The 11,670-nt window shown below is 61.0% G+C and carries 14 protein-coding genes; 11 read left to right on the forward strand and 3 right to left on the reverse strand.

Features of this window, described 5'->3' with window-relative positions; translation table 11 throughout:
- The first annotated feature begins 63 nt into the window (after positions 1 to 63).
- Together D460_RS0111625 and D460_RS32915 are read left to right on the forward strand one after the other, a co-directional pair.
- Entirely contained in the window at positions 64 to 936 is an 873-nt protein-coding gene (locus D460_RS0111625) for a 23S rRNA (adenine(2030)-N(6))-methyltransferase RlmJ (RefSeq protein WP_018898718.1), read from the forward strand.
- A gap of 73 nt (positions 937 to 1,009) precedes the next feature.
- Positions 1,010 to 1,606, forward strand: coding sequence for a glutathione S-transferase family protein (locus tag D460_RS32915; protein WP_018898719.1), 597 nt, complete (start codon positions 1,010 to 1,012; stop codon positions 1,604 to 1,606).
- Between the two features lie 151 nt (positions 1,607 to 1,757).
- Here D460_RS32915 and D460_RS0111645 read toward each other — a convergent pair whose 3' ends face one another.
- Positions 1,758 to 2,390: an outer membrane protein gene (locus D460_RS0111645; RefSeq protein WP_026283045.1), complete on the reverse strand. Its 633-nt coding sequence runs from the start codon at positions 2,388 to 2,390 to the stop codon at positions 1,758 to 1,760.
- A gap of 363 nt (positions 2,391 to 2,753) precedes the next feature.
- On the opposite strand from D460_RS0111645, the gene D460_RS0111650 reads away from it, so the two are divergent.
- From D460_RS0111650 to D460_RS0111670, 5 genes are all read left to right on the forward strand, one after another.
- Entirely contained in the window at positions 2,754 to 3,521 is a 768-nt protein-coding gene (locus tag D460_RS0111650) for an SDR family oxidoreductase (protein ID WP_026283046.1), read from the forward strand.
- Positions 3,518 to 5,569: an excinuclease ABC subunit UvrC gene (gene uvrC, locus D460_RS0111655; protein WP_018898723.1), complete on the forward strand. Its 2,052-nt coding sequence runs from the start codon at positions 3,518 to 3,520 to the stop codon at positions 5,567 to 5,569. The genes D460_RS0111650 and uvrC overlap by 4 nt, the downstream gene beginning before the upstream one ends.
- A 110-nt stretch (positions 5,570 to 5,679) precedes the next feature.
- Positions 5,680 to 6,270: a CDP-diacylglycerol--glycerol-3-phosphate 3-phosphatidyltransferase gene (gene pgsA, locus D460_RS0111660; RefSeq protein WP_018898724.1), complete on the forward strand. Its 591-nt coding sequence runs from the start codon at positions 5,680 to 5,682 to the stop codon at positions 6,268 to 6,270.
- Entirely contained in the window at positions 6,267 to 6,521 is a 255-nt protein-coding gene (gene moaD / locus D460_RS0111665) for a molybdopterin converting factor subunit 1 (protein ID WP_018898725.1), read from the forward strand. The genes pgsA and moaD overlap by 4 nt, the downstream gene beginning before the upstream one ends.
- A 237-nt stretch (positions 6,522 to 6,758) precedes the next feature.
- Positions 6,759 to 7,220, forward strand: coding sequence for a molybdenum cofactor biosynthesis protein MoaE (locus D460_RS0111670; protein WP_018898726.1), 462 nt, complete (start codon positions 6,759 to 6,761; stop codon positions 7,218 to 7,220).
- Here the strand turns inward: D460_RS0111670 and D460_RS0111675 are convergent, their stop codons facing one another.
- A complete protein-coding gene (locus D460_RS0111675; protein WP_018898727.1) occupies positions 7,221 to 8,117 on the reverse strand; it encodes a branched-chain amino acid ABC transporter permease in 897 nt (298 codons plus the stop codon).
- Positions 8,118 to 8,181: 64 nt separating this feature from the next.
- Here D460_RS0111675 and D460_RS0111680 point away from each other — a divergent pair, with 64 nt between their 5' ends.
- Both D460_RS0111680 and D460_RS0111685 read left to right on the forward strand, forming a co-directional pair.
- Positions 8,182 to 8,733 (forward strand): CGNR zinc finger domain-containing protein, encoded by a 552-nt coding sequence (locus D460_RS0111680; protein WP_018898728.1) that lies wholly within the window; start codon positions 8,182 to 8,184, stop codon positions 8,731 to 8,733.
- Complete coding sequence (locus D460_RS0111685) at positions 8,730 to 9,233, forward strand: hypothetical protein (RefSeq protein ID WP_018898729.1); 504 nt, start codon at positions 8,730 to 8,732, stop codon at positions 9,231 to 9,233. Before D460_RS0111680 ends, D460_RS0111685 begins: the two co-directional genes overlap by 4 nt.
- A 71-nt stretch (positions 9,234 to 9,304) precedes the next feature.
- Here D460_RS0111685 and ndk read toward each other — a convergent pair whose 3' ends face one another.
- The gene (gene ndk / locus D460_RS0111690) at positions 9,305 to 9,727 is read right to left on the reverse strand and encodes a nucleoside-diphosphate kinase (RefSeq protein WP_018898730.1); all 423 of its coding nucleotides are present in this window, start codon (positions 9,725 to 9,727) and stop codon (positions 9,305 to 9,307) included.
- A 203-nt stretch (positions 9,728 to 9,930) separates the two neighbouring features.
- On the opposite strand from ndk, the gene D460_RS0111695 reads away from it, so the two are divergent.
- Positions 9,931 to 10,446 (forward strand): DinB family protein, encoded by a 516-nt coding sequence (locus tag D460_RS0111695; protein WP_026283047.1) that lies wholly within the window; start codon positions 9,931 to 9,933, stop codon positions 10,444 to 10,446.
- A gap of 141 nt (positions 10,447 to 10,587) precedes the next feature.
- Entirely contained in the window at positions 10,588 to 11,637 is a 1,050-nt protein-coding gene (locus D460_RS0111700) for a GGDEF domain-containing protein (RefSeq protein ID WP_018898732.1), read from the forward strand.
- The last annotated feature ends 33 nt before the right edge of the window (positions 11,638 to 11,670 follow it).

Here is an 11,670-nt window from a genome sequence, read left to right on the forward strand (position 1 = left end):
CGGAAACCGGCCAAAAGCCGGAAACGACGTCTCCCACGCGAATTCATGTAGGCATCAGCGAAAATGAACTACCGCCACATCTACCATGCGGGCAACTTTGCCGATGTCCTGAAACACGCGGTTCTCGCGCGTCTCGTCCGCTACATGCAGAAGAAGGATGCGGGCTTCCGCGTGCTCGATACGCATGCCGGCATCGGGCTTTACGACCTCTCTTCGGAAGAGGCGCAGAAAACAGGCGAATGGCGCGAAGGAATCGGCAAGATCATGGAGGCCGAGCTTTCGCTGCAGGTGGCCGAATTGCTGGAGCCTTATCTGACCGCGATCCGCGAACTCAATCCAGATGGCGGCATGCGCTACTATCCCGGCTCCCCGAAGCTCTCGCGCATGCTGTTCAGGCCGCAGGATCGGCTATCGGCGATGGAGCTGCATCCCGAAGATTACCAGCGGCTGCATCGCCTGTTCGAGGGCGATCATCATGCCCGTATCACCGAGCTCGACGGCTGGCTGTCGCTCGGCGCGCATCTGCCGCCGAAGGAGAAGCGCGGCATCGTGCTTGTCGATCCGCCCTTCGAGGAAGGCGGCGAGTACGAGCGGCTGGTCGATGGTCTCGCCAAGGCCTATCGCCGCTTTCCCGGCGGCACCTACTGCCTCTGGTATCCGATCAAGAAGGGCGCACCGATCAAGGAATTCCACGAGGCGCTGCAGGCACTCGATATTCCGAAGACACTTTGCGCCGAGCTTACCGTGCGCAGCGACCGGGGAATGGTGACCGGGCTGACCGGCTCCGGGCTGATCATCGTCAACCCGCCCTTTACGCTGAAGGACGAGCTGCACCAGCTGCTGCCGGCGCTAAAAGATCATATGGCGCAGGACCGCTATGCCTCGCACCGGGCGTTCTGGCTGCGCGGTGAAAACAAGGCCGTGAAAGAGGATTGACCGACTCTTTCCGGCGCGAAATAGTCCGGCCACATTCCAAATACGTTGCCAGGCATTTTGAAAGAGACCGACGATGAAGATCCTTTGCGCGCCCGCCTCCCCCTATTCAAGCAAGGTCCGGATGGCCGCGCGCTATCTCGAGCTTGATGCGACCGAGATCCGCGTCGACACCAATGCCGGGCCGGCGATCCTCGTCGACAACAATCCTCTCGGAAAGATCCCGACGGTCCTGACGGATGACGGCGTTTCGGTCTTCGACAGCGTCGCGATCATGCATTATTTCGGTCGCCTCAAGGGCAAGCAGCTCTATCCGTCGAAGAACGGCAAGCGGACGGAAGCCGAAGTGTTGGAAGCGCTTTGCGACGGCATCTGCGACTGCCTGCTCGCCATCGTCTACGAACGCCGCTTCCGCGACGAGGAAAAGATCCACCAGCCCTGGATCGACAGGCAGTGGAAGAAGGTCGTGAGCGGCCTCAATCACCTGAGCGTCCACCTGCCGAAGATCGGCAAGAAGCTACATGGCGGCCACTTCGCGCTGGCGGCAACGCTGGGGTATCTCGACCTGCGTTTCCACGGCCAGTGGGAAGCCGAGCATTCCGAGCTGATCGGCTGGCTCCGGACTTTCGAGAAGAAATTCCCTGCCTATGCGGAACTCAAGCCTCAGGGCTGAGCGCGATCCCTTCAGGACGAATTCGAGAGTCATTCGAATCCGTTGGCGGTCACGCTTTATGTGGCGGATGAAGCCCGAGCCCTATCAGACAAAGCGGAACAAAAAAGCCGGAGCGATGCCCCGGCTTTTTTTCATTTATCTGATCGGCTGATCAGAACTTCATGCCGATACCGACCTTGACGCTGTGCTCGTCATAGCCGCGCGAGATGTTCGCGCCACCGACGTTGAAGTCGTTCTTCTGGTAGTCGGTGTAGCGGTATTCGATACGAGCCGTGATGTTGTTGGTCACCATCGCTTCGGCACCGGCGCCGACCGTGTAGCCCAGAGCGCTGTCGCTGTCAGAACCAGCGGCGTTGCTGAACTTGTTCTTGGTGGCGGCCAGACCAGCCGTACCATAGAGCAGGAAGGGGTTCAGGTCGTAACCGATACGGCCGCGGATCGAGCCGTTGACTTCGTTCTTGGCAGTGCCGCCGTCGACAGCGCCGTCAGCGCCGGAGTAGCCGATGTCACCTTCGACACCGTATACGATCTGGCCCTGCTGCCAGTTGTAACCGCTGTAGATCTGGCCGCCGAAAGCGCGAGCGTTATAGTCGTGAGCGAAGCCGCCCATGTTGTAGGTGCCGGCGCCACCGAGGTAGAAGCCCTGCCAGTTGCCGGTCGGGGCAACATCGTTCTGGGCGACCGGAGCTTCCGGGATCTGATCGACGGCATCGGCCGCGTAAGCAGCGGAAAAGCCACCAAGGGCAACGGTCGAAACCAATAGGCTAGCAATAAACGTACGCATACTCATCTCCTTATCGAACCCGCGCCCTTCATCAACTGTGTTAACGTGAAGCATTCGCGAGCAATTACGCATGTCCCTTTCGGATCGAGAGGGAAATTGATGCGCAAATGAGGATTTGGAAGAGCCAAAATGTGATTTGATTGTGGCTTAGCGGTGGCTGAAATTCGATGTTGCTTTATCGCAACAAACACTTCATTAACCCTAACCAAGCGTTAAATCATGAATACTTATTTTATCGAATTATATTCTTAAATAATACGTACAATATCCAAGTTCTGTGCGCAATCAAGACGCCTATTTATAAGATCTGATCCGCCACCTATATAAGCACCGCAGAGATTTGCGGGATGAAGAGGCAGGATTTTGAGCGAGACAAGACTTCGAACAGCGTTGGTGACAGGGTCGGCCAAGAGAATAGGCCGTGCGATAGTCGAAGATCTTGCAGCGAGCGGCTTCTCGGTTGCGATCCACGCGAATGGTTCCATCGCCGAGGCGGAAAATTTTGCGGCGGAATTGCGGCAAAACGGCAAAAACGCGGTCGCGCTTCACGCCGATTTGAAGAATGTCGAGGCCACCAACGGACTGATAAAAAAGGCGTTTGAGGCGCTCGGACCGCTCGATTTGCTCGTCAACAACGCCTCGGCCTTCCACAATGATTCGGCGCACCACTTTGACGCGGCAGCCTGGGACGACCACTTCGCGCTGCACGTGCGCGCGCCCTCCATATTGTCTGCCGCCTTTACCGAACAGCTGCCAAAGAGTGCCGCGGGACTGATCGTCAACATCATCGACCAGCGGGTGTGGGCGCTCAATCCGGGCTTCTATTCCTATACGCTCTCAAAGGCAGCGCTCTGGACGGCGACACAGACCATGGCGCAGAGCTTCGCGCCACGCATCCGCGTCAATGCGCTCGGACCGGGGCCGACGGTTCGTAGTGCGCGACAGAGCGAAGAGGACTTCCAGCAGCAGGTCGACGGCCTTATCATGAAGGCGGGGCCGGGATTCGGCGAATTCGGACGGACGATCCGCTTCCTCTATGATACGCCCTCCATCACCGGCCAAATGATTGCCCTCGACGGCGGCCAGCATCTTGCCTGGCAGACGCCCGATGTGGCGGAGATTACGGAATGAATTCAAGGAAGCTGCCGGATGGCGGCGTTCTTTACGACGAAAATGACGAGACCGACGACGATATCGAGGTGGAAAGCGAAAGCTCTGCCTCGCCCGTTGGCGCGCCGGTTGCCTCTGCCATCGACTGGAACGAGGGCGGCAGCAACGAGACCGGGCTTGTCGGCGCCGACCTGATCGCGGAATTCGTCAAGCGGCTGCCGAACAGCCCCGGCGTCTACCGTATGTTCAACGAGGCCGGCGACGTGCTCTATGTCGGCAAGGCGCGCAGCCTGAAGAAGCGCGTGAGCAATTACGCGCTCGGCCGCGTGCACTCCAACCGCATCGCCCAGATGGTGCGGCAGACCGCGCATATGGAGTTCGTGACGACGCGGACCGAGATCGAAGCGCTTCTGCTCGAAGCGAATCTGATCAAGCGGTTGCGGCCGCGCTTTAACGTGCTTCTGCGCGACGACAAGTCGTTTCCCTACATCCTGATATCAGGCGACCACCGCGCCCCCGCTATCCTGAAGCACCGCGGCGCGCGCGCCCGCAAGGGCGATTATTTCGGTCCCTTCGCTTCGGCGGGCGCCGTCGGCCGCACGATCAATTCGCTGCAGCGCGCCTTCCTGATCCGCACCTGTACCGACAGCGTGTTCGAAACGCGCACCCGCCCCTGCCTGCTCTACCAGATCAAGCGCTGTTCGGCGCCCTGCACGCATGAGATCAGCGATGCGGGGTATGGCGAACTTGTTCAGGAGGCGAAGGACTTTCTTTCTGGCAAGAGCCAGAAGGTGAAGGCGCATATGGCCGAGGCGATGAACCAGGCGGCCGAGGATCTCGATTTCGAGCAGGCCGCCGTCTATCGCGATCGTCTTGCCTCGCTGTCGCATGTGTCTAGCCATCAGGGGATCAACCCCGCCGGCGTCGAGGAAGCCGACGTCTTCGCGATCTATCACGAGGGCGGGATTTCCTGCATCCAGGTGTTCTTCTTCCGCACCGGGCAGAACTGGGGCAACCGCGCCTATTTCCCGAAGGCAGACCCGCAACTGACAGGCGCCGAGGTGCTCAGCGCCTTCCTGGCGCAGTTCTACGACGACAAGCCGGTGCCGAAGCAGATCCTGCTTTCGGAGACGGTGGAGGAGATGGAGTTGCTCGCTGCCGCCTTCGCGGAGAAGGCAGGCCACAAGATTTCGGTGCTGGTGCCGCAGCGTGGCGAGAAGCGCGATCTGGTCGACCATGTGATGGGCAATGCGCGCGAGGCGCATGGGCGCAAGCTCGCGGAGACCGCGTCGCAATCGCGGCTGCTCGAAGGCTTCAAGGATACGTTCAAGCTTTCCTACGTGCCGCAGCGCGTCGAGATCTACGACAACTCGCATATCATGGGTACCAATGCCGTCGGCGGCATGGTGGTCGCGGGGCCTGAGGGTTTCGTGAAGAGCCAGTATCGCAAGTTCAACATCAAATCGACCGACATCACGCCCGGCGATGACTTCGGCATGATGCGAGAGGTGATGACCCGGCGGTTCACGCGACTGCTCAAGGAAGAAGGCATTCCGGACAGGAGCCAGCCGGTCGCTCCGACCGATGCTGCCGACATGCCCTTCCCCGCCTGGCCGGACGTGATCCTGATCGACGGCGGTCAGGGGCAGATGACGGCGGTGCGGGCGATCCTTGAGGAGCTTGGGATCACCGACAGCGTCACCGCCATCGGCGTCGCCAAGGGCGTCGACCGCGATGCCGGGCGCGAGCGCTTCTTCCTGCCCGGTGGCGAGAGCTTCACGCTGCCGCCGCGCGATCCGGTGCTCTACTTTACCCAGCGCATGCGCGACGAGGCGCACCGCTTCGCCATCGGCTCGCATCGGGCGCGGCGCAAGAAGGAGATGGTCAAGAACCCGCTCGACGAGATCGGCGGCATCGGCCCATCACGCAAACGTGCACTGCTCCAGCATTTCGGGACGGCGAAGGCGGTTTCGCGGGCGGCACTGTCGGATCTGATGGCCGTCGAAGGCATTTCGGAGACGGTCGCCAAGCAGGTTTACAATCATTTTCACGACGACGCCGCGAAATAGGTGGCGTCGGTCGCAAATTCCACGCAAAGGCAGCGAAAAAACAGAAAGAATGTTGACGCTTTGCGGTCAAAGCCGTCATCTACGGACGTATCAAACCAGAGACAGATTTCATGGCATCGCGCGCATACAATATCCCCAACCTGCTGACCTACGGCCGCATTCTCGCGGTTCCGCTCATCGTCTTGTGCTTCTTCGTCGAAGGAAAACTGTCGATCAGCAATACGGCCCGCTGGGTTGCGCTGTGGATCTTCGTCATCGCGTCGATCACCGATTTTCTTGACGGCTATCTCGCCCGCATCTGGAACCAGACGTCGAATATCGGCCGCATGCTCGACCCGATCGCCGACAAGCTGCTGGTCGCCTCGATCCTGCTGCTCGTGGCCGCCGACCAGACCATTGCCGGCTGGTCGATCTGGGCTGCCATCACCATCCTTTGCCGCGAAATCCTGGTCTCGGGCCTGCGCGAATATCTCGCGGCGCTGAAGGTCAGCGTTCCCGTGACGCGCATCGCCAAGTGGAAGACCACGGTGCAGCTGGTGGCGATCGCCTTCCTGCTCGCGGGTCCGGCCGGCGACGAAATCTTCCCCTACACCACGATGACCGGCATCGGGCTGCTCTGGCTCGCCGCCATCCTGACGATCTATACCGGCTACGATTACTTCCGCGCCGGCATCAAGCACATCGTGGAAAACGACGAATGACCAAGCTCATCTATTTCGCCTGGGTGCGCGAGCGGATCGGCAAGGCCGAGGAAGAAATCGCCCTCCCCGCCTCCGTCGTCACCGTCACCGATCTTCTCGATCACCTGAAGACGCTCGGCGAAGAATACGAGACCGCATTGCAGTTTCCCGACGTGATCCGCGTCGCGCTCGATCAGGAACATGTCGAGCACGACGAGCCGATCGGCGATGCCCGCGAGATCGGTATTTTTCCGCCGATGACGGGCGGGTAAATTCATGACTGCTGTGCCAGTCAGCCCCCCTCTGCCCTGCCGGGCATCTCCCCCACAAGTGGGGAGATCGGCTGGGCTCGCCCGATCGAGCACACAAAGAACAGTTCTGCAAAACGCACGGGCAAAGCGGCGGGAGGAGCAAGCAGCTTGTGATCTCCCCACCTGTGGGGGAGATGCCCGGCAGGGCAGAGGGCGGCCGACGCGGCACGCCCTTTCCGCGAAGCGAGGCACCTTCTTATGAGCCCTACCCCCACCATCCGAGTCCAGCGCGAGGATTTCGACCTGCAGGCCGAAGTCGAGCTGTTGAGCAAGGGAAAGCCGGGTATCGGCGCCGTGGTCACCTTCTCCGGCCTGTGCCGCGACGAAGGCGGGACGCTTGATGCACTTGAGCTCGAGCACTATCCTGGCATGGCCGAGGCGGAGATGATGCGGATCGCGGAGATGGCGATCGAGCGCTTCAAGCTCAACGGCCTGACCGCCATTCACCGCTACGGAAAGATCGCGGCGGGTGAGAACATCGTGCTCGTCATTGCGGCCGCGCCGCACCGCCAGGCGGCCTTCGATGGCGCGAACTTCGTGATGGACTTCCTCAAGACGTCCGCGCCCTTCTGGAAGAAGGAGCATGGCAAGGACGGCGTTGCGCGGGAATGGGTCGAGGCCAAGGGCCACGACGATGCCGCGCGCGACAAATGGAAGTGATCACGGGATTACCCGTTCACGCCGGCTGAGCACGAGCAGAAGCACAAGCAGCGAAAAGACCACGAAGTCGCGCCAGAGGAACGGGCCGTAAGCGGTCCACAGTGTCTCGACCAGACCGAGGCCGGCAGCACCACCCGCCGATTTCAGCGGGTCCGAATAGCCGCCGACAGCAGCGACCATCAGTACCTTCAGCCCGAACATCAGCCCGGCGCCGAAATCCATCGTGCCGTAATAGGCGGTCGAGAGGATGCCGCACAGTGTCGCCATCAGGACGGCGGCGGCGTAGGCCGCGAGGAAGACGCTGGTGGCGCTGACCCCGCAGAGTTCGGCGGCCTTCGGATCATCGGTGACGGCGCGCCAAGCGCGGCCCCAGGAACTTCGTTTCAGGATCACGGCGCCGATCGCCACGAACCCGCACATCAGCGCCGTGTTGATCAGCTGCATCTCGGTCAACAGCACCTCGAAGCCGGCATTCTGCCAGAACACGACATGGCCGTTCAGAAACGGCGATAGCCACAGGCTGCGGGTGTCGGACGCCAGACGCGCGGTCTCCATCAGGACGATGGTGACGCCGAGCGCGGCGACGATGACCGTGTTCGAGGACTGGCGCACCAGCGGCAGCATGACCGAGCGGCCGATCCAGCCCCCCGCCCCCATCGCATAAACCAACGAGGCCGCAGCACCGAGCGCGAGGGCGGCGGGCAAAACCAGCCATAGCTTGTTGTAGCCGAAATCGGTGAAGAGCAGCAGGATTTGGCCGGAGAAGGCGAAAAACGCGCCATAGGTGATATCTGGACGCTTGGTGACGCCGAAGGCGACCGCATAGCCGAAGGCCAGCGCGGCATAAAGGGCTGCCAGCGGCACCGCATTCGCCAGTTGCTGCAAGAGATAGGCCATCGACATATCCTATTTCGCCGAAATCATAACTGGCAAAATTGCTTTTACCAGTTATATTTTTCGGATGACATTCTCGTGGACCCCTCATCGCTTCTCCGGTGGCGCACTCGCATTCGATGTCGCCAACAGCGTCGTGCTGCGGCAAGACGAGGCGCGCCGTATCGATCGCTTTGACGTCGATGCGCAGCTGCATGGGTTTGCGCAGGCGGCTGCGAATTTCTGCGCCGAACGGGCGATCTTCGGGGACGTCGCGCCGGTTCAGCCTGATGGAAGGCCTGCGTTCATCGCCTTGCGCGAGGCGACCGATCGCTATTTCCGTGACCGCGTGCTGTTCGGCGGCAGCGATGGATTGCTGGCGGAACTGTTAGAAGCAGTCGCGGTCGTGCTGCGCGGCCGCTCCAGAGCCAACGGCATCGATCGCGCCACGGCGCATTCGGTGCTGAAGCTGATCGCCTCGCCCGAGCCGGAGCGGATGAAGATCTGCGGAAATTGCGGTTGGCTGTTTCTCGATCGCAGCAAGAACAGGAGCCGGACCTGGTGCGACATGGCGGTCTGCGGCAACCGCGCCAAGGCGATCAAGCACTATCGGCGACGGAAAGAGGAGAACGGGTCATGAAAGCGCTCGGAGCGGCCCTGCTGTCGGCCATGCTGGTGCTTAGCGGTTGCCAGCGCGAGAGCGACACGCTGGTGCAGGTCAGCGGCCATATTTTCGTATTCAACTACCGCGTCGCGATCGCGACATATCTGGTAACGCTGAGCAAGAAGGCGCCGCTGCCTGAGGGAGCGGTGGCGATCGTCGAGTTCGAGAACCCCGCCGGCGGAGCGCCGCTGGTGATTAACGAGAAGATCTTTCCTGCGTGGGAGAAGATCAGCCTGCAAAGTCCGCCCATCCATTGCGTGAAGAAGGACAGGCCCTACGCCGTCAGCATCCGGTTGGCCGATGCCGGCGGCAAAGAGCTGCAGAGCCTGAAGACGACCGTCACATCCGATGTCGATCAGTCGATCATGCCGGGCAAGCCTCTGGTGGTCGGGCCGCTCTACACTAAGAACCCTGAGGTCTTCAAAGCGGATGGGACCGTCGATTACGACAGCGCCGACACCTGCCCCAAGACGTGAAAAAGCCCGGCGCGGTGGCCGGGCTTTCGGAGTCATTTCAAAAGGTTCAGCCCTGGGGCTGAGCCTTTGATTCAGCCGACGATTTCGGTTTCTGCGAACCAGTAGGCGATTTCCTGGACAGCGGTCTCAGGAGCGTCCGAGCCGTGAACCGAGTTCTCGCCGATCGACAGAGCGAACTGCTTGCGGATCGTGCCTTCGTCAGCGTTGGCAGGGTTGGTGGCGCCCATGATTTCGCGGTTCTTCAGGATGGCGTTCTCGCCTTCCAGGACCTGAACGATGGTCGGGCCGGAGGTCATGCCTTCAACCAGTTCGCCGAAGAAGGGGCGTTCCTTGTGAACGGCGTAGAAGCCTTCAGCTTCGCGCTTGGACATCCATACGCGCTTGGAGGCGATGATGCGCAGGCCGTTGTCTTCGAATACCTTGGTGATGGCGCCGGTCAGGTTGCGCTTCGTTGCGTCCGGCTTGATCATCGAGAAGGTGCGTTCAATCGCCATTGTAATAATCCTCATTCATCGGGGAAAAGTGGGCGGTGTTTACCCGTCCGATAGGCTGAAAACAAGGGGGCTGCGCGAATTTCACGCGTCCGTCACAGAGCGGGACAGTTTGGTGCGAGGCGATGACGGAATTTCATGAAGCCATCAGCACCATTGCTGGCAAAGCCCCATAGGATAGAACGGATCAAGAGATGGAGGGCAAAATGCAGAAGCAGTATGCGATGTTTGCGGATTACAACCGCTGGGCCAACGGGAAGGTCTATGCGGCAGCCTCGGAACTGACGGATGCCGAATACCGCGAAAACCGCGGCGCCTTCTTCGGCTCGCTCAACGCAACGCTCAACCACATCCTGTCGGCCGACCGGATCTGGATGAAGCGCTTCACAGGATCGGGCGACGCGCCGACGACGCTCGACAGCATCCTCTATGACGATCTCGATGGCTTGCGTGCAGCGCGTGAGCGAGAGGATCGCAGGATCAGCGAATGGGTCGATACGCTTGATGCCGATGCGCTCGCGGGTACGTTCACCTATACCCCTGTCACCCGCCCCGGCGCGATCACCCAGCCGCTGTGGCCGGCGCTGTCGCATCTGTTCAACCACCAGACGCATCATCGCGGCCAGTGCCACATGACGCTGACCTCGCTCGGCAAGCCCAGCCTGTCGCTCGATCTCAGCTATTTCCTGCACAGCGACGGCAAGCGCTGGCTGAGCGCGTGACGGAAACGCGGTATTAACCGCGTTGGCGAAATCCCGGAAAGGGATTTACTCGGCAAAGGTGCAAATTCAGCCCATTTTAAATAGTCCGGTGCATAGGGGAGAGAACGAGGCCGGACAGGGCCGACGAGCGAGGAGTGCAACATGGCAAGTGCAGCATCAAGCCCGCAGGCGCAACGCGAGACATCCCGTCCGGCACCGGTCACGGATATCCAGCGGATCAGCCAGCACATGACGCGCCTTGGCGTTTCCGGCCTGCCGCGCAATTACGAGCTGTTTCATGAGGCGATCGTCGGCCAGAACGCCGCCCTTGCCCAGGATATCGCCTCGCTTGGCGCGGCACCGCGCCAGCCATCGCTTGACGAGCTCGGCCTCAAATATCGCCTCGTCAGCCACTGCGGACTGGTCGGAGAGACGTCGCAGGCCGAGATGAGCAAGATGATGCGCGATGCCGTCGAGCGCCTGACAGCAGGCGTAAAGCAGAAGCAGAGTTTCATGCGCGCGGCGGAAACCGCGCTGAAATCGATAACCGGCAGTCCGGACCAGAGCCTGTCTTCCTTCATGAGCGAGATGGAGTTCCTCTCGACCTCTCTCGCCGGTCTCCTGACCGCCGAGACCGACCTTGAGACCAAGCTGCGCCATGATGTCGATCGCATGGAAGCGCTTGAGCGTGGCGTTGCGGCTGCTCAAACGGCGTCTTCGACCGACCGCCTCACCGGCCTTCCCAACCGCACCGCGCTCAACAAGACCGTGCTCGATCTCTATGAGCGCGAGGAAGGCTCGGCCGGCAGCGCGCTGATCATGATGGATATCGACGACTTCAAGGCGCTGAACAGCCGCTACGGCACGCAGACCGGCAGCCGTCTTCTGAAAAAGCTCGCCGACCTTTTCCGCAAGTCGATCAAGAAGCACGACTTCGTGGCCCGCACGGATGGCGACGAGTTCACCTTCCTGTTCGCCAATGTCGGCATGCAGGAGGCGATGGCGATCGCCGAACGCCTGCGCAATTCCGTGGAAGAGAACGTGGTCTTCGCGACCTCGGACGCCGGACAGAACGCCAAGCTGACGGTATCGCTCGGCGTTGCCCTGAGTGCCGATGCCGCGACAGCGTCTCAGTTGCAGGCCAATGCCCGCATCGCGCTTCATGCCGCGCAATCGAACCGACGCCTGCCGGTGCAGGCCTTCGGGCGCTGAGAGGCCACTTCAAGCTCTTGCGCTGATCGCGGC

The organism is Rhizobium sp. 2MFCol3.1 (assembly GCF_000377565.1).
Taxonomy (GTDB): Bacteria; Pseudomonadota; Alphaproteobacteria; order Rhizobiales; family Rhizobiaceae; genus Rhizobium.

What these genes read in the sequence shown, in the direction of transcription:
- D460_RS0111625 (WP_018898718.1), top strand. Translation starts at nt 64, where the DNA reads ATGAACTACCGCCACATCTACCATGCGGGCAACTTTGCCGATGTCCTG.
- D460_RS32915 (WP_018898719.1), top strand. Translation starts at nt 1,010, where the DNA reads ATGAAGATCCTTTGCGCGCCCGCCTCCCCCTATTCAAGCAAGGTCCGG.
- D460_RS0111645 (WP_026283045.1), bottom strand. Translation starts at nt 2,390, where the DNA reads ATGCGTACGTTTATTGCTAGCCTATTGGTTTCGACCGTTGCCCTTGGT.
- uvrC (WP_018898723.1), top strand. Translation starts at nt 3,518, where the DNA reads ATGAATTCAAGGAAGCTGCCGGATGGCGGCGTTCTTTACGACGAAAAT.
- pgsA (WP_018898724.1), top strand. Translation starts at nt 5,680, where the DNA reads ATGGCATCGCGCGCATACAATATCCCCAACCTGCTGACCTACGGCCGC.
- moaD (WP_018898725.1), top strand. Translation starts at nt 6,267, where the DNA reads ATGACCAAGCTCATCTATTTCGCCTGGGTGCGCGAGCGGATCGGCAAG.
- D460_RS0111670 (WP_018898726.1), top strand. Translation starts at nt 6,759, where the DNA reads ATGAGCCCTACCCCCACCATCCGAGTCCAGCGCGAGGATTTCGACCTG.
- D460_RS0111675 (WP_018898727.1), bottom strand. Translation starts at nt 8,117, where the DNA reads ATGGCCTATCTCTTGCAGCAACTGGCGAATGCGGTGCCGCTGGCAGCC.
- D460_RS0111680 (WP_018898728.1), top strand. Translation starts at nt 8,182, where the DNA reads ATGACATTCTCGTGGACCCCTCATCGCTTCTCCGGTGGCGCACTCGCA.
- D460_RS0111685 (WP_018898729.1), top strand. Translation starts at nt 8,730, where the DNA reads ATGAAAGCGCTCGGAGCGGCCCTGCTGTCGGCCATGCTGGTGCTTAGC.
- ndk (WP_018898730.1), bottom strand. Translation starts at nt 9,727, where the DNA reads ATGGCGATTGAACGCACCTTCTCGATGATCAAGCCGGACGCAACGAAG.
- D460_RS0111695 (WP_026283047.1), top strand. Translation starts at nt 9,931, where the DNA reads ATGCAGAAGCAGTATGCGATGTTTGCGGATTACAACCGCTGGGCCAAC.
- D460_RS0111700 (WP_018898732.1), top strand. Translation starts at nt 10,588, where the DNA reads ATGGCAAGTGCAGCATCAAGCCCGCAGGCGCAACGCGAGACATCCCGT.